We start from the raw sequence: 19,520 nt of genomic DNA, 5'->3' as shown, positions 1-19,520 counted from the left end.
GGCCGGTGCCCGGCGCACGGATATCGGGTGAAATGCCGGCCGCCGGCCCCCCGGGGGGGGGGGGGCGGGGCGCGGGGCCCCCCCCGGGGTTGACGGGAAAAGGGGGGGCCCGGGGCGCCCCGGCGGGGGGCCGCGCCCCGGCGGGGGCCCGGCGCACGTATTGGGGGTTAACGCCGGGCCGCCCCCCCGGGGGGGGGCCCGGGAATCGGCTCGGCGCCACGGCGTCTTTCCCTGTACCGTGTGGCGCCCTGGTCCGCCGTGACGTCCGCGGTATCGGAAACGGTGCCTGCGCAGTCGTCGGCGGCGGTCGAGCACGCGGAGGCGGGCCGGGTGGTTCCCGGCGGCGGAATGACGACATCGTCCGGGGCCGTGGGCACCGAGCGCGCCGTACGGGCCGGTGCGGCCGATGCCGAGCCCGGCGACGGGCTGGAAATCGATGCCGGCGTCCGGGTGGCGCCCCCGGTGCTGGGCGCGGTCGAACGGCCGGGTCCGGAAACGGGGTCGACATGACGTCCTACCCGGCCGAGGACGGGGAAACGGCGACGGTGACCACCGATGAATTGCTGGCCCTCACCGGCCTGCTCAATATCCAGACCCTTCCAGTGGTGCTCGGGGTGGGATACCGGCACGACACGGTCGCTGCCTGGTCGGCCGCGCACCGCCGGGCTCGAGTTCGGTTGCGGAGTTCCGGGTTCGTCGACGATGGCGGTGAGGTTGCCGCCGATCTCGCCGCCGCCCTCTATGTTCTTGCACAGCCGGAACGCGAACTGGTGGCAAGGATCCACACCGCGACCGGCCTTCGCCGGGTCTGCCTGGCCCGCCGCGGCCCGCAGCATGCGGTGGCCATCCGATTCGGTGACGATTTCGACATCCGGCCGACGTGGGCCGATGAAAGTGGAGCGGTGCTGGCCCGCCCTTTCCTGGCGGAGCTCGATTCCTGTCCGCCGGCGAGGGTGGGCAGCTTCAGCGTCCCGGCGGAGGCCCTGCGCGAACGCCTCGACGGTGTTGTCGATTCCGCCGGATACATCCAGGCCGTGTATGCCCTCGGTGTCGAGGAACGTACCGCGATCGAATTCGGTTCGGCGCTCGCCACCTGCAATGCGTACGCCGAGCTGGTCGCCTGCACCCACGACGCAGGCAGCACGTGCCGGGCCCCCGGGGCAGTGGTGGTATACGACACCGAACGCGGTCGACTCGTCGCCAGTCCCGGTGTTTCACCTGATCAGCAGTTGTGGACCACGTTCACCTCCGGGTCGGACCATCGGATCGCCCAGGCGGTCTCCGCTCTCATTGGCTCGCTACCGGCTGGAGGGTGGATGTCCTGATTCAGACGATGCCGCGCTACCGCGGCAGTAGGCAACGGAAGCAATGTCACGGATTCGAGAAAGGTTCGAGGTATGACGGAGATCAATTTCGAGGCGTTCGGTGCGCAGAAGTCCGCCGAAGCTATGGTCGATGCAGTAAATATGCTGCGCACCACGATCAACCGGGTGGTCGATACGGTCGCTGGGGCCAAAGGCGGTTGGCAGGGTGATGCGTCCGACGCCTGTGGTAGAGCGGCGGCCGCGTTCGAGGGTGAAGCCAGCCGGGTCAACGCGATTCTGCAAGAAATTGCGGATTTGGTTGGCACCGGCAACAAGACATATCAGGACGCGGAAACCGACAATACCGAACTCCTCACCAATCTCATCTGATACCAGTGCGACGCAGAAAGTACACCGAATGAAATATAATGCCGAAATTTTGCGACAGCTTATCGAGGACCTGAAGGGACTGAGGTCCGAACTCAGGATTCAGGCAGCCGATCTGGAAACCGCGGCCGGCGAACTCTCGGCGGCGTGGGAGGGTAATGCGGGATTCGACGGATTCCGAGCCGCGAAGAGCCGTTTCGATGCCGAATTCGGCCGCGCGGACATCGCCGACTCCACAGTGGACGAAACCACCATCGGTACGTTGAACGGACTTGGTCGCGCGGTGGAAACAGCTTGGGAGAACGCAATGAATATCGATGCTCGGGTCAGCAATTCGTTCGGTGGCTGAAAGGCAGGTGTCGTCGGCCGAGGGGCAGCGGCTCAGTAATGCCGCTGCCCGTTCCGCGGATGGGTTACGAGATCCTGATCGCACCGATCGGCTGAGGCCCTGCCCTGGCCTTCCGCCTACCTCTGCGTTGATGGCGGACTTGCTCAGCAGTCACTGAATCACCGAGGGCTGGGAGTGCTCATCGGTTGGGGTGTGACCGGGGACGACCCGCCATGGCCCGGACGCAGGCGCTGGGTCTCCATGGCACGGAATACCGGAGCGTTCGGCTAGTACCCACCGCCGCCGACCTTTGGATTTCGCTTTCCGCAATGCGGCGTCCGCCGCGTCGAGTACCGTTTCGATCGATGCCGTCTGCGGGGACGCCGAGACGATCCCGATACTCGCCGAGACGGGAACATCGGCTCCTGGTATGGATACGGGCGTTTCCAGCGCTGTGCACAGGCCTTCCGCGAAGGCGATGAGGTGTGGTTCCGTAACGGGGGGTGGGATGAGCACCACGAATTCATCACCGCCGATGCGGGACACCGAGCATCCGATCCGGTCGGCGTGGAACCGGAGCCGCCTGGCGACCTCGATGAGAATCCGGTCGCCGGCGATATGTCCGTACTCGTCGTTGATTCGCTTGAAGTAGTCGAGGTCGACGAAGCACAGTCCCAACCTGGTGTTGTTCTCCGGTGCCGGACCGTCGATGATCCGGCCGAGCTCGGAGCGGAGATGGCGCCGGTTGGGCAGGCCGGTGAGCGGGTCGTGGTGGGCCTGGACCTGTAGTTCGTATCGGTCGGTGACATCCTCACCCACGGCGAGCAGGTAGTCGCTCCCGGCTGTCTCGCTGTCGACGAAGGTGATTGTGAAGGCGATCCGGCGGCGGCTGCCGTCGGCGCGGAGCAGGCCCCGTTCCAATCGGACCGTACCCGATCGGGCCGGAACCAGGCCCTCGAATACTCGGGTGCGGATCTCGACTCGATCTTCCGGCGGCGCGAAATCGTATACCGAGATACCGCGCAACGACTCGATGGGTACACCGATCATCTCGGCGAGCGCCTGGTTCACGTCCAGTAATTGCCCACGGGTATCGCCGATGGCGATCGCTATCCCGGAATGGTCGAATATCATGCGGAATCGTTCATCGGCTGCTTCGGTTGGACTGTGCGGATCTTCGCGTCGGCGCTGGTAGCCCTGGCCGAGTGCAACCAGCAGGCAGGCCAGGCGTCGGTGCGCCTCCGGGTGATCGCACAACTCAGCCAGCGGGAGCAAACCCTCCGCGAGGCTGTATATCTCCGACGAGGTGCGCCCGGACTCGGCCAAACGTGCCCCCAGGAGTGCGCCGACGGACGGGTCGAGCGTTTCCGCGTACATGGCCGCCATCAATCGTTCCACCATGGCGGCCGACAGTCCCAGACGCGCGACCGATTGCGCAGGGTTCGCGAGCATTACTCCACCCGGGTCCGTACGAGGTGGCTGCCCGGCTGATGCCGGGCAATCGGAAACCGACCAGGTCCGCAGACGTGGACAGCGAGACGAGAAGTAGCGAATCCGGCCATGGTCGACCCCTCTCTGCCTGATCGGCCGCAGTGCCGGAGGTGAAACCTCGGCCTGCTGACCGGCCGCGCAACACGATCAGCTGTCGCGGTGATCTAGAAGCCGATACGCTCGTTCTGTAGTCCATATAGTAGTATTCGGCCGCTCTGCGCAAGCAAATCCTGTGCAATCCCTCGGATGGGAACTGTTCCTGTGGACGCTCGGAGTCTGCCACGCCATCGCCTTATGGATCACGAGCTTCAATTCCTGGTTATTCCCGGGCCAGGGAATTCAGCAATGCGCGCCGCGTCGTGAAACCTTCGGAACTGCTGAATGTGGTCGGGCAGCCCTCGCCGCACGTCGGTACCGTGGTGCGCCGTTGCGCGTGCGGATCGCTCTCTTCCCCTGTGGAATCAGGTCCCGGATGCCGGAGGTTGTTTGACCACGCCCACCATATTGCTCGACCCCACGGTATAGCTATGGCGCCGTACGCGGTCCGAGGCATTGCCCTCGATAGTGTGTATCACCCCGTTCTCGGTCCTCTCCACGATCCCGATGTGGTCCGGTTCTCCGTTCCGATTGCGATCGAAGAGGATCAGGTCGCCCGGTGCGGCCTGCGCCGCCGGCGCGCGTAGGTTCAGCGCCGCCGCATCCTGCCAGATCTTCGAACAGCGGTTCTTGTCGGTCCAGTCGATCCGGTAGCCGGCCTTGCGCCACACCCAGGTCGCAAAAGACGCACACCAGGGAGCGTTGATGCCATACTCGGCCCGGACGATATTCGAGCTTCCGCCGAGCTCGCCGACACCCAGTTGCGTCATGGCGATCTGTACCGGGTCGGTGAGGTTCGCCACCGTATATCCGACCCGGCCGGCCGGGTCTGCCTGATCGATCATGATCGACCGGTGACGGCCTGTCGGAACAACGGTGTGCGCCGGGGCGGCTCGATCTATCGCGTGGGCGGTGGCACCGATTTTCTGGGTGGCTGCCGAAACCTCGTCGTGCACCTCGTCCACCGCAGTGAGAAGCGCGCGGGTCAGCGTGGCCTCCACCGCCGGTGGCAGCCGGTACACGCCATCGGGGTCCCGGGTAGGGCCGGGCGCGTTGCCCAAGGTCGTCTGCAGACCGGTGATCACGTCCCGGATATTCCGGTACGCCCGGCTCGAGGTATCGAAGGCAGCCAGTCGGGATACGTCCACACTGGCATTCTGTTTCTCCAATCGTTCGGCCAATCCCTCGATCTCCCGATAACGGTCGGAATAATTCTCGGCCATGACCGACTGCCCGGGCGGGGCGTCGAGACCGTCGCGGTCGAGCAACCCCCGCTCGTCCAACCAGGTGAGCAGTTGCGGTTGATTGTTCCCATCCCCGGAAACCAACAGTAGCATCGCATTCTGCATACATTCCTCGACTGCACCGACGAGTGCCCGAAGCCCGGAGCTCGCGCCTTCGGGTGGCCGTAATTCGACAGCGAGCGATTCCGGAATCGCGGTCATCGGGGTTTACGGGACAACGGAGTAACGCAACGCACCGAACAAGAGTACGGAGAAATCGCACGTTATCGGCCATTGCTCAGTTTTTCTTGCCCTGCGGTGATTCCGGTCGATAATCGGCTGTTTTCACGGGCGGCGACCTACGTGGCAGCCTTGTCGAGATACCTTTCGCGTTCCCACGCTTCCCGATCGATTTCTCCGTGCAGCCACCACACGACAGGGTGTGCGCCGGGGCCGCATTCCCGGGTGATGTGCAGAGAGCTGCGTGGTGCCACCCGTTCGACACCTCCGATGTAGGCGAAATTCGTGCACCACAGCGCCAGCGTGAGGTCGCCGGCGTGAAGTCGATATTGTGGCAGTCAGCCTCCAATCGTGTTCCGATCGGGCCGTCCACGCAGTTCACCAGCGGTGATGCCTGAGTGGGCGCATATCCCCGTGCCAGCGGTCGTGTGTCGGCACCGCGGGACGATCTGGGGGCCCGGCGCACCCGGAATTCAGGGAATGGCCAGCAGTAGGGTGAGAACGATGGCCGGAACCGCGATGAGGATGCCGAATACTCGCCATGCCCGAGGGTTGCCGTAAACGAGAGACCAGAACGGCCGGGTATACCACGGCGTCAGAAACATACGATCGAATCGGCGGTCCCACCGGGCATCATCGGCTATTTTTCGCTGCAGAATATCCGGTTCGTGGTGAAGGAAATCCGTCCGCGCTCGGTCCAATTCCCGCCGATGCGACTCGGAGCGTGCCTCTACCACTCCACCGTGGAATCCGTAGAGACGGTAGCCGTCGAACGCGGCCTCGGCCTCGGCACGTGTTGCGTATGACTCGCTGCCCCACCAGTGCATCTTCTCGCGGTGGATTCTTGCGGGCTCACCTGTGCGCTCGACTCGATAGGCAGAACCCCACCGGGACGGCTTCGACCCCAGATGTACGTGGCCCCCGAGGAAATACATGTTCGGCCGGTCGGCCGGCTCGTTCGGATGGTCGGGCATGCGTTTCCTTGACCCCCTGTGATCTGGTATGGGTTAGGTCGGGAGGGCCGAATTCGCGGTGACGGGCGGAGTCCGTTCCGGCTCGTCACCGGGCCACTGCCTGATGAAGTCGGGGGTGACGCGGGTCCGGTACGGCATGTGGAGCCCGGAATACCGGGCCTCGCGCCCCTGCTCGAACGGTTCCAGCAGCGAAGTCGCCAGAACGATCCGCTCCCACGGTGACACCGGGATCCCGTGATCCTCGAGCGCGCAGAGCAGTTTTCGCCAGTCGCGGGTGTGGCCGCACCGGGCCGCTGTGAGAAGTAGTCGCAGCGGGGTCCGGTGTAGAAGTGGTTCGGGAACGGCAGCGGTGACGGCGCTGAGAGCGGCCTCGAGTGTCAGGTTCTCCCGCGGGTGGATTCGCTCCAGTTCTCGTGCCAGCGCCATGGCGTCACCGGTCGCGTCGTAACGCGAGTTCGCGAGGCGGAGGAAATGAACTCGCGTCGGGTGGTCGCAGAGCACACCGAGTTCACGGACCAGGTCGGCGGGCTCATCGGGTGTATGGACAAAATTGAGTTGATAGTTCAGGCTCCCCAGTTCGTACCGGAGTTCGCCGGGTCGCCCGCCTCCCGGCTGTGCCGGACCCTTCGTTCGGCTGAGTGTCGTGGTCGCGGGGTTCGGGCATTCGTCCACCGCCAGGAGCAGCAGAAGGCACTCCGTGGCTGTCATGAACAGGTCCGCCGCGTCGCGCAGGTCCCGGGTCGCGGCGTCGTACGTGTACTGCCACAGTGCCCGGATCGAGTGCCGGTTCATCTGCAGGGTGCGGGCCGCGACGATGGAATATCCTTGTGCTGCTGACCAGGCCAGAGCGGGCGCCAGCCGCCGGGCGACCACCGCGTCCGGTTTGAGCAGCAGTAGCGTATGGACTCGGCAGAATCTCTCGGTCCCGGCCCCGAAGAACTCGTTGATGTCCTCGAACGCTTCCCGAAAGTAGGTATCTTCCGCATACAGAGCCCGTTTGTCCGCGCGACCCGAGAGGTAGCGGGGGAGTTCACGGTCGGTCGGTCTGCCGCTCATTTGTGACTGCCGATCGTCGCTGCATACCGCCCCACCTGCTCGGGCGGAAGGATCTCACCATCCACGGCGATCGCGGTGAACCGGTGCAGCGGAACGTGCTCGAACCCCGGGGCCCCGAGTGTCGAGAACACCGGCTCGGGAACCAGTGCCAACGATGTCGTGACGACCAGTGTCGGGTGGCGCTCGGTAAGTCTGCGGGTGCCGCGAACGGCGAGTACCGCGGACGGGCCGACAGCTTCCGCGGCAGCCAGGGCGGTGGTGGGGGTTGCCGACCGGGCGTTGTCGTTGTCCGATCGTGCCAGTACGGCCGTCACAATCGGTGTGTCAGCGGCATGGACTACCCCGCCGGGTCGCTCCGACAGCCAGGCCGCGGCGGCGTCGACGGTCCGGCGGGCCGACTCGTCCAGATCTCGCCTGATTTGTCGCAGTGTGGCGTTCGGGGCCTGTCCACACATCGCGTTGAAGATATGCCACAGCGCGGCATAACCACGCAGACGGCGATACAGCATGGTGGCCACCGCGATACGGGTCTCGGTGGATTCGTCGAGCGCCAGCAAACCGTCGATTACCAGGCGTGTGACCCCAACGGCCCCTGCTGTTGTTGTGGTAGTGAGCGCTTCGTGGAGGGATTCGGGTAGGTGCAGGTTGTGCACAGATATTCTCCGCCGTTGGTCGACTGGATGGGTGGGTGGGTGGGTGGGTGGGAGTGGTCGTGACCCGGGCCGTGTTGGCCGGGATCGGCACGGGCCGGTCCCGGCGCGAGGCCGGACAGGACTGAACTACCCGGTGCCCCCAACCACGCGGGGCAATTCACCGGGGCTCGGTATCGGGAAGTCTCCACAGAACGTCTTCCACCCAGACGTGAAACAGAACAGATCGAACGTTGTGCCGAAAGCCCGCGCCGGACCATTCTTCGGCGGCGCCGAACTCGAATGCTTTCGATCAGTAGCCGCCGTCGAGGATGATGGATTCTGGAGCTTACCGTGGATTGGCAGCCCTCCAACTACCCACTCCTTCAAGGGATTTCGTCGCTACATCTTATCGGTGGGCACGGAGAAGTGTTCCCATCCATGGAAGTCGTGCTGTTTTTCAAACGGTGGCTCCATTCTTCAGTGATTGTAAAAGGTGATTTCCTCGCTACCGGAATTGTGCCGGGTAGGCTTCCGGCCGAGCCGCCTCGATCGGGCTTCCTTCGAGGTATCGGCGTCGGGCTGTGCCTGCCTCCGGGAGAGGGGCCTGGCGATCGGAAGAATGGGTTCTATGTGTCGGTTCGCGAGATACACTGAACAACAGGGACATCGAGTGCGGCGGGGTGGTGCTGCCGTACCTGTCGTGACCGGACGGAGCAGGGAACGAGAACCGGGGAGTGACAGGAAAATCAACGCAAGACGCCCCAGGTGAAGACTGGGCCGTCGAGGATGTCCACCCCGGGAATCCCGAACTGGCAGCGCTGGTGGGCGACACGCTGGCCGAGGTGGAGGAGATACTGGCCGACGTGCTCGCCGATGCGAACACGATGGCACAACCGGCTGTGTCGAAGGCGCTGCGCAGCAACCGATTCACGCGGAACATACCCTTGTTCACTGTTTCCGCCGCGCAGGCCGGGCCGCGACCGGCCGGACCGTCATTGGCCAGTGCGGCGACGGTGATCATGCTCGTGCAGTTGGCAGCGCGATGCCATGACGAGGTACGTGATGCTGCAGTGCCGGAGTACGGTGTTCCGAACGCGATGCTGCGCCGGCACAACAGCCTCGCGGTACTGGCCGGCGACCATTTCATCGCGCACGCCGCTCTGCTGGTAGCGCCGCTGGGAACCGGACTGGCGCAGCTCGTGGCGGAAACCTCTGCCGCGGTGATCACCGGACAGATTCACGAGCTCTCCGGCATCCCGGCCCGCGATCCGGTCGCCCGCCACCTGTGGGTGGCGCAGGAGAAGATGGGATCACTGATCGCCGCCTGCTGCCGGGTCGGGGGACTACTATCCGGTGCCGGACCTCGTGAGATCGATGTACTCACGCGGTTCGGCACAATTGCCGGCACAGCCCTCCAGATTTCCGAGGAACTCGTGTTCACCGTCGAGCATCTCGGCCGCTCTGGTCCCACATCAGCGCTCGAACGGTACACGCTGCTTCGCACCCTGCCGATGATCTTGGGGCAGGGTGCAGGCAACGCCGCAAAGGACAGCCGGCGGAAACCGTGCACCGGCCCTGTAGCGGTCGGTGCCACCGAGCCCGAGCAGCTGGATCCGGGTGCTGGCATCGCGGCGGCGCGTGACATACTCCGACGCCATGTCGACCTGGCCGAGGCGGAGCTGGGTGCGCTACGCGGCAATGTAGCGGTTACCGGGTTGCGGCAACTTCTGCGCTACCTCATCGAACGCAGCGTTCGATGATCGCTGCTGTGGCGTGCTGCCAGGATGGCGCCGAAACCTTTCGGGTATGAATGTGGCCGGGTTGTTGTTGCAAATCCTTGAGCGTTCACTATTACGCGACGATTCGATATCGATCGAGCCGATTACCCGACACTGGACACTATGAGGATCGAGGAGTGTGGATGCCGGATCACGGCATCCCGGGCATTGCTGCTCCACCGGTTCGAGTCCGACGAACCGTTCGATCGCACCGTCTTCGAACTGGTACGTCCCGTGGTCGTCGACCGCGGCGACCAGTTCTGGGTCGAGGGCGATGAGCTGGTGATCCAGCGGGTTGAGGGTCGTGTCGTGCGGTGCTGCGGCTACTGGCGCAGGTGACTTTCCAGACCCGGCAGTTCAACACAGCGGTACGGTTCCTGTTCTCAGCGGGGCCTTGACAGGGAGCTGAGTAAGTCTGAGCCGGGGTTCCCGGACTGCGTCCAGCATCAAGGCGATATCGGCCCGTTCGTGGTCGGTGATCGGGGTGCGGTAACGGTGAAGTGTGGCCACCAGGTCGTCCACCATCGACAGGTAGCACTTTGCGTCGAAGTCTTCCGAGATTGGAGTGAGTAATTTCAATCGGCGTTCCGGTAGTCGGCCGCGGAATCGGGCGGGGATGTTTTCCAGTAGAACGGCCAGCTCGTCCTCGGACAGACTCGGAGTGATCGGTAGGCGGGACAGTATGCCCGCGCCTGCTGCGGTGCCCTGCCCGGCAATGCGATGCTCTCCGGCCGGCCAGAATGTTTCCGCGAGATCGGACAGATCGCTGTGCTCCAGGCTGGTTACTGTCACGTGATGCTCGTCCAGCAGGAACAGAAGAACACTCACCACACCGCGCGATCCGCCGAGGTTCCGTAGCGCTACCGGGCACCTCAGATCCGCGTCGGGTATCCGGTCATAGAATCGCTCCGGTAACGTCAGCAAAACCTCGCTCACCAGCTCGGGACTCAATGCCATCGTGCGCTCTTCCTGCCATCGGAGTCGTCTGTTCCGACCACGATGCCACCCCGGTTCGTCGTTGGGGAACACCGGGACCACCCGGATTTTCCATTGTTTCGTTGTTCTATCCGCCGATCCTGTGCGCTTCTTTGTTGTCGCATCAACATCGGCGAAGGGGCGATCGGGTCGTCCCATTGCTCACGCGGATGGCCGTACGCGATACTCGGGGCCGATACCGGGCGCGCGGACGCCGGCGCAGCTGACCTGTCCGACGATCACGAACGCAAAGTGCAGTGCGAGATTTAGAGTTGTTGAACGAGCTGGCGTTCACTCGCTGTGCGAGGACATTGTTATCCAATGGGGTGTGCGGTGATCCGAACCCGGATCGCCGGGCCGGGACAACAAGGTGCGTGATGACCAGCCATTGGAACGACAGTGATGCGGATGAGGTGATCCACGCCCTCCATGAAAAGGTGACGGAGCTCACCAGGGTGCAGCAGGAGCGGGTCCGGCTCACCGCCAAGGCTACGTCCCGAGACGGTGCGGTGTCGATTACGGTCAATGCCAACGGAACCGTGATCGAGACTCGCTTCGGCCCTGCCGCCGAAGACCTCGAGTACCGGAAGCTTGCGCAGAGGGTCACCACCACCGCACAGCGGGCGGTCGAGGAACTCCGACGCAAGACCGATGAGTTGATGGCCGATATCGTCGAGGGACACAATCGGCTCCCCAAACTGTACGAACTGATCGAAGGTATGCCGAATTTCGATGACGAAACCCTGCTCCGAGCACCCGGCATGCTCGTCACCGAGCGAGACGACGGTGCGAGCGGCGACGACGAGCCGATGACGTTTACCGGCGTGGAGCCACATGTGCCCGGCGAGAATGGATCCGGCGGTGCAACCGAGTCTGTCTGGTGATCGGCGGTGCCCGTAGCCTTTCGATCGAGCAGAAGACGGCCGGTTCGGCCGGATTGTTCGGGATTGCTTATCGATCTGAGTAGGTGACGGTCGGCAATGGTCGATTGTCGGTGAGTGTGACATTGTGGAGAAACCAGCCGTGGCGGGGGCTCGCCGAGGACGAGATTCGTTGTGAGCGGGATACTTTCCCCTATCGTTGAAATGAGTAGATGCCGTGAACAATGTCGAAGTCGATGTAGACGGTATTCGGAAGGTCGCTGCCGACGCCGCGGATATCCGCGACCGGCTTGTTTCCTTGAGATCCCGTACCCTGGATGCCCTGGCGATAGGTCCGGAGGCATGGGGGCCTGACAATTTCGGCGAACGTTTTGCGGGCGGTCCGCACGGCTTCCGCAACAGAATGAAGCAAGTGACCGAAAATATGAACATCGTGGCGGAAATACTCGGGCAGATCGCCGATGGTCAAACGTTGGCCGCAAAAGCGCTGGAGGTCGGTGAACAGGCAGCTGCCAAGGCATTCGACGTTTAGGTCCGTCGAGTATGAGCCGAACCGGAGTTGGTGAAACCCCGTATTGCGCATCCCTGTTGTGTTCGGGTCGGTGACGGAACCTGCTCAGGTGCGCCTCTCTGACGGTCTCATGCTGCGTGTTCTCGGCGGAATATTTACTCGCGAAAGAAGTGCTCTGGATGGAATCGAGGATGTCGCTTGCTGGTGCCGCCGCTGAACTATTGGATCGACTGGCGAATATCGGCGCACTGGTCGGTCGCGTGTCGGTACGTCCGTATCGATCCGGAGCGGATGGTCTTCGCATAGCGGCGCGAAGTTTGGAGAGCGCCGACGCATTCCGGCCCAGCGATCGAGAAAAAGCTATGCAAACCCTTGCGTCCGTCAAGCCGAAGCCGCTGACCGGTGAGAGTGGTGGCGCTTTCGTGGCTCGCACCGAGTCCGGTGCGCGCTCTCTCTACAAGCCCGGCCTGCTGGAGAACATGCCGTTGATACCGTTTCCGACCCACTTGGAGAGGAATCCTCCAGTGTTGTTCTCCGAACCCAGGCGCTGTCGATACGGGATACCCTTCGGGGGCGGACATCTTGCGGCCCGAGCGGTCAGCGCATACCGGCTCGCCGAAGCGCTCGGGTTCGAGCTTGTTCCGCCCACCGGTTTCGCGAATGGACCTTTTGGACGCGGGTCCAACCAGCTTTGGGTAGCTGCTCGGGAGAGTTATCCTGCGCGGGCGGCGAGAAAATTTAAAGATGAAATTTCGAGTCACACGCCGAGCGGTTCTGATCTCGAAAGGTGGCTGGAAAATCGACAGTGGGAAAAGCAGGGGGTGGTGGCCGCAGCTCACCTCCTCTACCCGAAATATCAACGCGAGCAGATGGCGGTGGTGGACTACATCATCGCCAATACCGATCGCAACCACGGTAACCTCGGTACCGATGACAACGGCGGTATCGTCGCGCTGGACCACGACCTCTCTTTTCCGGAAGCTCCCGATTCTTTCTGGGGGATACGATCGGAGTTCGTCAAGGAGTTCCGGTATCTCGAGCTCAGTTCGTCGGTGCTCGAAGCTGTTCGAGCTGTCGACAGGGAGTGGTTGCGCGCAGGCTGGATCGATGCGGGACTCAGCGATACTGCCATTTCAGGTGCCTTCGACCGACTGCAGGAGATATGCGACCACAGTCGCATCATCGGTGCTGCGTGGCCGGGCCCGATCAACGGCGCGATTCTACTTCCCGACCTTCGCGGACTGCCGGTGGGCTGGTGAATCGGTCAAATGTGTACCGAGACACGCCCCAGGGCGCACCGTCCTCGCCTTATCAAGACCTATCGTTTCGTTTGTCTTCCCGAAACCGGACGAACCCGGTGCTGCACGTGACGTGATCACCAACAGCGGGGATCGTCAGAGTATGAGCGGACCGCGGCGCGCAACGCTCTGACCGACATGGTTCTGTACTGCGCATGCGGAGGAGAGGGCCTTCTGCAGGGGACCGGAATCCGTCCGGGCGCGAATGGGCTCTACTCTGGCTCCGGTTCGTCTCGGTGATGGTTGCCGTGTGCTCTGTTGGGGTGGGGAAGCGCGGAATTCAGGAGTTCCTCGCGTCCGATGAACTTGTTTCTTTTCCCGCCCATCCATGTCTTGCAGGTGAGACAAGCTGACCAGTCTGCTGGGGAAGGTAACCAGCCGAGGTCTTCGACGATATGGTTCTCGGCGATCTCGCGTACGAGTATTTTCCGGTCGTCGCTGTTGGTGACGGTGCGTCCGAAGACTTCCTGTGCCATCCACGGCCCGTGTGAGTTGTGCCGGTATTGACGATGGGTGACATCACCGACAATGGATTTGAAGGCGTCGATCCATTCGTGGATCGCGATGTAGTCCTCGGGCGATCCACCGAAATGACGAGCAGATGCCTCGGCGTGCACCCAAGATTGAGCCATCAGGATATCCCCTTTACGCATTCGGCTATCGCTCTGATAGGTTCGTGCGCGACCCTCCGACCGGAGACCGTCACCAGTTATATTTGCACCGTTCGACCGAGAACTTCTCGCGAGTTGCGATGACTGTGCTGCGATCGCCGAAGTTTTTGCGGAGGTCGAAGTCGTGTGCTCTGCCCTTCATGGCCGACCTGTATGCGGCCATCTTCATGAACAGTTCTTCGCTCACTCCGAGACGTGTCCCGGGCTTCTGGGCGGGCCGCTGGCTGCCGCGCCGGATCGCGCCCAACGACAGATACTCACCGTTGTCGGAATCGGGTTCGGTACCACTGGCTGAGATGAAAAACCCGATGTTTGTCACTGTGAATACGGAGATTTTCCCGGCTCTCCCGAAGTTTGGTGTGTACTGGTCCCACCGGATCGACCGCACCTCCGGAAACGCGAAAACCGCATCGAGCGCGATGACGAGCTCTTCGATCGGCCTCTGCTCGACCGGTGGTGATCCGTTGTATGAGACAACACCTCGGATCGGCCGCCCGGCCACGGCCTTCTGCGCTTTCGCCACTGTACCTCCTTGCGTGGCTGCCGGCATGATCGAGTATCGGCGTGGGCGCTCATGCTTTGCCAGTATCTGCCACTGAGCGGTCGGCAACCGTAGTTTCGTTTGCTCTACTGTGCTTTGTATGGTATTTACCGAGGTCGCTCGAAGCGTTTCGCTCAGGAAGGATCGTAGTACTCGACCGCGAACCCTTCGCGAGTTGCCAGCACCGTCGCCGGATCACCGAAATGCTTTCGAAGGTCGAGGTGGTACGCGCCGCTCTCGAGGGCCGTGCTGCACGCCGTGATCGCCGTGTGCAGGTCTCTACTGACCTCGAACTGCCGCGAACCCTGGTATTTCGGTGGGTTGTCGTCGTGCCGGAGATCGTCGAGATCCAGATGGTTACCCCGGGGACGGAAGTCATCTGCGCCGGTGATACGGAACCCGACACCGTCCACGGTGAAAACGCAGATGCAACCGTCGAGGTAGTACGGTGTGTACTGGTCCCACTCGATCGACCGCACCTCCGGAAACGCGAAAACCGCATCGAGTGATGCGATCAGTTCGTCGAATGGTTTCTGGTCTACCGTGGTCGTGTCCAGCCAGACGGTCCCTGATATGGGCCGTCCTGCAAGCTCTTTCTCTTCAGTGGCCACTGTGCCTCCTGAATCATCGGCCGGCAGTGGCGATTCTGTCGACGGTGGGAGGGCTGCCCTTGCCGGAGTGTCTGCGTCGCCCCTTGCAGTAGATTCTCGCTATTCGACCGCCCGGCCGCCTAACTGTTGAGGTTTGCTCGATGATCACCGGGTGCCGGCAGTGGCGATGTGGCGCGAACCATGGCCGGCAGGTGCAGAACTGCTGGTGACCCCGCGGGTGCGACCTATACGGGGGTGGCCCGGAAAGCTGTGTCTCGGCGCATCTATTTCGCGCGATGGTCATCCCAAGGGTGCCTTCGACCACCAAGCGAAGACATCCTCCATGCTGGTGGCGCCCTCCGCGTACAGCAGGAACTGGGCGCGGTTCGGATTTTCGGCGAAGGTGGTGATGATCGCCGGAAATGACTCCGTTATACGGTAGTTCGTGTATCCGGTGCCGCCGTTCATGTCCACAGTCCGGGTCGTGGATGCCGGGAGTCCGTCGATGACCGCGGCGGCCGCCGCGGGCGTTTCGTAGGCGTAGATGCGGACGAATGGCTTCGTATAATGGCTGGAGTCGCAAATCCACGACTCCTTCCAGTCCTTGAAATCTATCGTGGTGTTCAGATTCGGCGGATGTATGAGGTCGGACACCGAGATCCAGCAGTACACCCCTTCGTGTCCCGAGTGTTTTTCACTCGATGCCGGCACCAGAGCGGGGAATTCCAAGCTGATCGCCGATGCGGTGGCTCTTGCGGGATTTGCGGTGACCGCATCGATGGTCCGGCTCCGGGACGCGGTGTGGACGGTGGCGGGCACAGTGGTAGCAGCGGCGGTTTCTTCGGTCGGAACGGCCCTTCGTGACAGCGCATCGTCCAGTCGGCCGATGATGCCGATGACGATCGCGATGATCACCACCAGGACGGTGGTGATGACAGCGACAGTAGCAATCCGGGGTCTGTTCGGGCCGGGCGCTGGGTAGGGAACATTGTCCGGCGGCGCAACGACGGGGCCGGGCGGACGACCGCCGGCAGTGAGTGGATCATGGCCCGGCCCCGAGGGCACGAGGTGGAAGGCTTCCGGCCGCGTCGTGGCGGACTCGAGAGCATACTGGGCGGCGGCCGCGAACTCGAGACATGAGGTGTAGCGGTGAGCGGGTGATTTCGCAAGAGCCTTGGCAAGCACGGCATCCAGCGCGCGCGGAAGGTCGGGGCGCCGGGTCGTGAGTGGTGGTGGTGGGGCGTAGAGATGGGCCTGGATCAGCACGGCCGGATCGCTGGTCGGGAATGGTCCCGCGCCGGTCAACAGTGCGTACAACGTGCAGGCCAATGAATACTGATCGGCGCGGTGATCCAAATCCCCTCCGGTGAGTTGCTCCGGCGCGGCAAAGGCGAGGGTGGCCGTGAAAGTGCCGGTTTCGGTGAGACCGATGGTGTCGTGGGCGAACCGGGCGATGCCGAAATCGCTGAGATAGGTACGTTCGCCACCTTGGTCGGCAGGGCGAGCGAGGAGGATGTTGGCGGGTTTGACGTCGCGGTGCAGTACGCCTTTGCTGTGCGCGTAATCGAGTGCGGCACCGGTGTCGGCGATGATCTGTAGTGCCCGGTGCGGGGGAAGCTCGTGCGATCGGATGGCTGCTGCGTCTGCGCCGTCCACATACTGCATTGAGATCCACAGGCGGTTGTCGTCCAGGCCGGTGTCGTAGACGGTAACGATGTTGGGATGCTCGAGCTGGGCCACCGTATCGGCTTCCCGGATGAAGCGGGTACGGCTCGTCGTATCGCAATACATTTCGGTGTGCAGCAGTTTGAGGGCCGTCATGCGCGGCAGGCGTGGGTGCTTCGCGAGATATACCGCGCCCATACCGCCGCTGCCCAGCAGCCGTTCAATGGTGTATCCGGCGAAAACATCCCCGTTGGACAGCATGTCCGCTACCTCTCCCGCCGCATCCGAGCCCGCAGGGGTATCGGTTCTCGAACGACGCAACGCCGGCCGCCACGGTGTATCCAGACGCCGATGATGCCTGGAACTCTACTTGTGCTCGCACGACTGTTTCCGTGGTTTGCGCTTTGTGTGGCCGACCGGATCCACATTCTTCCGCTATCCGGCCGACGCCGCGGGGACCGGGGCAGCGGTACCGGGCGGCCGGAAGAAGCCCTGGAATGGACCATGCGCGCCGTGGCCGTCGTCCGGTGGACTGTCGACATCGGCAGCCACCATCTTCCCGTTGCTGAGGAAATAGAGTTCGTCGCCGAAGCCGACGACGAGGGCGCTGCGATTCTTCCATTGCACGATGTCTCCGGTGTGGGCCTCCGCGGCATCGATGGGAACCCAGGAGTGGGCGGCGGGGGTTCCGGCGTAGGCGGCGTGGGCATCGCTGCCTTCGGTGTTGCCGATCTCGCGGCGGATCGCCTCCGCGACGATCGCCGGGGCTTTCTGTGTGGCACCGTTGGGCAGCTCCACGTCCACCATGCCAGGCGCGGTTGCCTGGCGACCGTGTTCGGTGGCCGCGGGCGCGGTGATCGGGCTGTCGTTGTGGGATGCCGGAACCGACGCCGCTTGCGCGGGTCCTGGAGCAGGCCGATCCCATGCGGGTTCGGGTGGGACCGGTTCACGCTCCTGGCGTGCGGCGGTGTCCTTCTGTTGCCGTTGCTGCATCATCTGCTGCAATATCGGCAACAGCATCATGGGCACCATTGCACTGGCGTCCGGGGCGCTATTCGGGGCAGCTGGCAGCGACGGCCGGTTCGAGGCATCCAGGAGCCGGTCGATATCGGGCTCCGGCATCTTGCGTGCGGGATTCGCGGCTTGCGCGGGATCTTCGCCGAGAGGAAAAGGCCCGGCGCCCGGTCCGGAAATAAGTGGGGAACCGGTCTGCCTGGATACGGGGCCTGCGGAGTCACCCGCGAAATCCCTCCCGCCACCACGGTGCCGTACCGCTGCCTGGGTACGGCGTCGGGCGCGTTCACGTGCGTCCGGCTTTTTCCGGTCGGTTCTGTCTGCCAGTTCGCGGTTGTCGGCTATGGCTTGTTCCAGGACTCTGTCAGCGGCTCGCAGGGTTTCTTGCATCGCGTTCAACAGCGCGATCTCTCCGTCTTTCGAGAGCTTGGTGACCTCGCCTGGGCTGTCCCATACTTTTTCAGTATATCTGGAGGATTCGTTGTCGACTGCTCGTAGTTTGTCGTTCAATTCATGGTACGTATCGACAATCTTCTTGAATGCGGCACTGTTCGTCGTACTCGTATCGATCGCTATGCCGGCAATGGCCGTATCCGCCTGTTTGTACTTCATCTTGATATCGGTATTCGGATCGAGATAGTCGTTGTTGTACCTATCGGTGAACTTGCTTTGGTTCCTCCGGTCTGCGAGCCTGTCGTTGTGCGTGAGGTACTCGGATACATCTTTCGCGAGTTCGGGCTTTCCTTTTCCGAAGCAATCCACCTGTAGCTGCAGCGCATCTTGGGTTTCCGAAATCGCATGATGCAGAACCGGGGTGCCGTACTTCGGGTGATACAGGACGATCAGTATCGGGTGGGTTTCGTCGCCTGCCTCGCGAATAACTTTGACAATCTGGCCGTCCTTGTCGACTTCTACGATCGCCCCGTCGTCCCTGAGTGCAATTTTGTTGTCAGGGGATTCCAGGTATTTTAGGAGGTTCTGTGCGTCTGCCCCCGAATAACCCCAGACGGGGTCACCGTTTCTGGTGAGGATCAGGTTCCCCTGGTCGTCCAACTTTAAACGGTAGGTTCCGTTGGGGCTGGTGAGCGAACTGCTGCTGTTGTCGGGATCGACCTTGTCGGGCATCCTATGGGAGTAGCGTTCTCGTCCTGCGTCGGGGTCGGCTACGGTATTGCCGTATGAGTTCTTCTTGGTTTTGTATTTGTAGCCGTCTTCCGTGACGATGAAGTCCCTGTCGTCACCGCTGCCCCACTCTTTCAGTATTTTGTCGTCGCCGGAAGGGTTGGCTTGCCACAAGGTGTATTTGAAATCGTCGGTTATGTCAAAATCGTCAATACCTTCTCGTTCTCGCACATAGTAGTAACCGGTATCGGGCGGACGCTCGACTTCGACAAACTTTCCCGCGCTGTTGTATATGTAATACATGGTCACTTGTGTTTCCGATCGCCTTTGCGTCCGCAGCCTGCTTGTCGATTACGAGCGGCGCTCACCGAATACGCCTAGCGGGTCCGGCGGTTATATCGATGTTCCAGATTATGGTCCGGACGGGAGGTATCTCGTTTTGTTGAGGATGACTGCACGGCCGGACTGCAGATTCAACGCCATTCGGTGCGCGCACTCGAAACCTGCCAGGTGTGAAGATTCCGACGCGGTGAAATCCGAGGGAACTTCGGAGGTATTGAAGGACAGGTCCTGTTGGCTGGTTGCCACCATGGGTAGCTCTGCTTCGAATCGTTGGGAAACGAGTGGCTTATCCTGGCCCACGCTCAGGCCAACGACAAGTCATCACTGGCCCAGGCATGCGCCAGCTGGAGCAGCTCACGTAACGCCTGGCGCCTTTTGCGGGGGACGTGCAGCGAGCGGTG

The 19,520-nt window shown here is 62.6% G+C and carries 19 protein-coding genes; 9 read left to right on the top strand and 10 right to left on the bottom strand.

The window, feature by feature from the left end; all coding sequences use genetic code 11:
* The first annotated feature begins 240 nt into the window (after positions 1-240).
* The 4 genes from QH195_RS31665 (at position 241) to QH195_RS31650 (ending at position 2,040) form a co-directional block, all read left to right on the top strand.
* Positions 241-510, top strand: coding sequence for a hypothetical protein (locus QH195_RS31665; RefSeq protein WP_280438095.1), 270 nt, complete (start codon positions 241-243; stop codon positions 508-510).
* On the top strand, positions 507-1,325 hold the full coding sequence (locus QH195_RS31660) for an ESX secretion-associated protein EspG (RefSeq protein WP_280438094.1): 819 nt from the start codon (positions 507-509) through the stop codon (positions 1,323-1,325). The genes QH195_RS31665 and QH195_RS31660 overlap by 4 nt, the downstream gene beginning before the upstream one ends.
* A gap of 72 nt (positions 1,326-1,397) precedes the next feature.
* Positions 1,398-1,694 (top strand): WXG100 family type VII secretion target, encoded by a 297-nt coding sequence (locus QH195_RS31655; protein WP_280438093.1) that lies wholly within the window; start codon positions 1,398-1,400, stop codon positions 1,692-1,694.
* Between the two features lie 49 nt (positions 1,695-1,743).
* Positions 1,744-2,040: a WXG100 family type VII secretion target gene (locus tag QH195_RS31650; protein ID WP_280438092.1), complete on the top strand. Its 297-nt coding sequence runs from the start codon at positions 1,744-1,746 to the stop codon at positions 2,038-2,040.
* Between the two features lie 150 nt (positions 2,041-2,190).
* On the opposite strand, the gene QH195_RS31645 is transcribed toward QH195_RS31650, so the two are convergent.
* The 4 genes from QH195_RS31645 to QH195_RS31630 all read right to left on the bottom strand — a co-directional run bounded on the left by QH195_RS31645 (position 2,191) and on the right by QH195_RS31630 (position 7,752).
* Positions 2,191-3,471: a sensor domain-containing diguanylate cyclase gene (locus QH195_RS31645; RefSeq protein WP_280438091.1), complete on the bottom strand. Its 1,281-nt coding sequence runs from the start codon at positions 3,469-3,471 to the stop codon at positions 2,191-2,193.
* A gap of 500 nt (positions 3,472-3,971) precedes the next feature.
* The gene (locus QH195_RS31640; RefSeq protein ID WP_280438090.1) at positions 3,972-5,051 is read right to left on the bottom strand and encodes a CHAP domain-containing protein; all 1,080 of its coding nucleotides are present in this window, start codon (positions 5,049-5,051) and stop codon (positions 3,972-3,974) included.
* Positions 5,052-6,076: 1,025 nt separating this feature from the next.
* Positions 6,077-7,099 carry a nucleoside-diphosphate kinase gene (locus tag QH195_RS31635; RefSeq protein WP_280438089.1) on the bottom strand — a complete coding sequence of 341 codons (1,023 nt, stop codon included), beginning with the start codon at positions 7,097-7,099 and terminating at the stop codon, positions 6,077-6,079.
* Positions 7,096-7,752 (bottom strand): hypothetical protein, encoded by a 657-nt coding sequence (locus tag QH195_RS31630; RefSeq protein WP_280438088.1) that lies wholly within the window; start codon positions 7,750-7,752, stop codon positions 7,096-7,098. Before QH195_RS31630 ends, QH195_RS31635 begins: the two co-directional genes overlap by 4 nt.
* Positions 7,753-8,465: 713 nt before the next feature.
* Between QH195_RS31630 and QH195_RS31625 the strand changes: the two genes are divergently transcribed.
* Entirely contained in the window at positions 8,466-9,491 is a 1,026-nt protein-coding gene (locus QH195_RS31625; RefSeq protein WP_280438087.1) for a polyprenyl synthetase family protein, read from the top strand.
* A 141-nt stretch (positions 9,492-9,632) separates the two neighbouring features.
* Complete coding sequence (locus QH195_RS31620) at positions 9,633-9,848, top strand: hypothetical protein (protein ID WP_280438086.1); 216 nt, start codon at positions 9,633-9,635, stop codon at positions 9,846-9,848.
* Between the two features lie 18 nt (positions 9,849-9,866).
* On the opposite strand, the gene QH195_RS31615 is transcribed toward QH195_RS31620, so the two are convergent.
* Positions 9,867-10,466 carry a hypothetical protein gene (locus QH195_RS31615; RefSeq protein ID WP_280438085.1) on the bottom strand — a complete coding sequence of 200 codons (600 nt, stop codon included), beginning with the start codon at positions 10,464-10,466 and terminating at the stop codon, positions 9,867-9,869.
* Between the two features lie 293 nt (positions 10,467-10,759).
* Between QH195_RS31615 and QH195_RS31610 the strand changes: the two genes are divergently transcribed.
* The 3 genes from QH195_RS31610 (at position 10,760) to QH195_RS31600 (ending at position 13,135) form a co-directional block, all read left to right on the top strand.
* A complete protein-coding gene (locus QH195_RS31610) occupies positions 10,760-11,368 on the top strand; it encodes a YbaB/EbfC family nucleoid-associated protein (RefSeq protein ID WP_280438084.1) in 609 nt (202 codons plus the stop codon).
* A 214-nt stretch (positions 11,369-11,582) separates the two neighbouring features.
* Positions 11,583-11,897 carry a hypothetical protein gene (locus tag QH195_RS31605; RefSeq protein ID WP_280438083.1) on the top strand — a complete coding sequence of 105 codons (315 nt, stop codon included), beginning with the start codon at positions 11,583-11,585 and terminating at the stop codon, positions 11,895-11,897.
* A gap of 116 nt (positions 11,898-12,013) precedes the next feature.
* The gene (locus QH195_RS31600; protein ID WP_280438082.1) at positions 12,014-13,135 is read left to right on the top strand and encodes a hypothetical protein; all 1,122 of its coding nucleotides are present in this window, start codon (positions 12,014-12,016) and stop codon (positions 13,133-13,135) included.
* A gap of 251 nt (positions 13,136-13,386) precedes the next feature.
* On the opposite strand, the gene QH195_RS31595 is transcribed toward QH195_RS31600, so the two are convergent.
* The 5 genes from QH195_RS31595 to QH195_RS31575 all read right to left on the bottom strand — a co-directional run bounded on the left by QH195_RS31595 (position 13,387) and on the right by QH195_RS31575 (position 19,086).
* Positions 13,387-13,806, bottom strand: a complete 420-nt coding sequence (locus tag QH195_RS31595) for a DUF6915 family protein (protein ID WP_280438081.1) — start codon at positions 13,804-13,806, stop codon at positions 13,387-13,389.
* Between the two features lie 70 nt (positions 13,807-13,876).
* Positions 13,877-14,368: a hypothetical protein gene (locus tag QH195_RS31590; RefSeq protein WP_280438080.1), complete on the bottom strand. Its 492-nt coding sequence runs from the start codon at positions 14,366-14,368 to the stop codon at positions 13,877-13,879.
* A 152-nt stretch (positions 14,369-14,520) separates the two neighbouring features.
* Positions 14,521-14,997 carry a hypothetical protein gene (locus QH195_RS31585; RefSeq protein ID WP_280438079.1) on the bottom strand — a complete coding sequence of 159 codons (477 nt, stop codon included), beginning with the start codon at positions 14,995-14,997 and terminating at the stop codon, positions 14,521-14,523.
* 279 nt (positions 14,998-15,276) lie between these two features.
* Positions 15,277-16,902 (bottom strand): serine/threonine-protein kinase, encoded by a 1,626-nt coding sequence (locus QH195_RS31580; protein WP_280438078.1) that lies wholly within the window; start codon positions 16,900-16,902, stop codon positions 15,277-15,279.
* Positions 16,903-17,076: 174 nt separating this feature from the next.
* Complete coding sequence (locus QH195_RS31575; protein WP_280438077.1) at positions 17,077-19,086, bottom strand: hypothetical protein; 2,010 nt, start codon at positions 19,084-19,086, stop codon at positions 17,077-17,079.
* Positions 19,087-19,520 lie beyond the last annotated feature (434 nt).

This window comes from Nocardia carnea (assembly GCF_029868855.1).
Taxonomy (GTDB): Bacteria; Actinomycetota; Actinomycetes; order Mycobacteriales; family Mycobacteriaceae; genus Nocardia; species Nocardia carnea_A.
This window is presented reverse-complemented; position numbering and strand designations above follow the sequence as displayed.

What these genes read in the sequence shown, in the direction of transcription:
- QH195_RS31655 (WP_280438093.1), top strand. Translation starts at nt 1,398, where the DNA reads ATGACGGAGATCAATTTCGAGGCGTTCGGTGCGCAGAAGTCCGCCGAA.
- QH195_RS31615 (WP_280438085.1), bottom strand. Translation starts at nt 10,466, where the DNA reads ATGGCATTGAGTCCCGAGCTGGTGAGCGAGGTTTTGCTGACGTTACCG.
- QH195_RS31645 (WP_280438091.1), bottom strand. Translation starts at nt 3,471, where the DNA reads ATGCTCGCGAACCCTGCGCAATCGGTCGCGCGTCTGGGACTGTCGGCC.
- QH195_RS31580 (WP_280438078.1), bottom strand. Translation starts at nt 16,902, where the DNA reads ATGCTGTCCAACGGGGATGTTTTCGCCGGATACACCATTGAACGGCTG.
- QH195_RS31635 (WP_280438089.1), bottom strand. Translation starts at nt 7,099, where the DNA reads ATGAGCGGCAGACCGACCGACCGTGAACTCCCCCGCTACCTCTCGGGT.
- QH195_RS31595 (WP_280438081.1), bottom strand. Translation starts at nt 13,806, where the DNA reads ATGGCTCAATCTTGGGTGCACGCCGAGGCATCTGCTCGTCATTTCGGT.
- QH195_RS31640 (WP_280438090.1), bottom strand. Translation starts at nt 5,051, where the DNA reads ATGACCGCGATTCCGGAATCGCTCGCTGTCGAATTACGGCCACCCGAA.
- QH195_RS31660 (WP_280438094.1), top strand. Translation starts at nt 507, where the DNA reads ATGACGTCCTACCCGGCCGAGGACGGGGAAACGGCGACGGTGACCACC.
- QH195_RS31620 (WP_280438086.1), top strand. Translation starts at nt 9,633, where the DNA reads ATGAGGATCGAGGAGTGTGGATGCCGGATCACGGCATCCCGGGCATTG.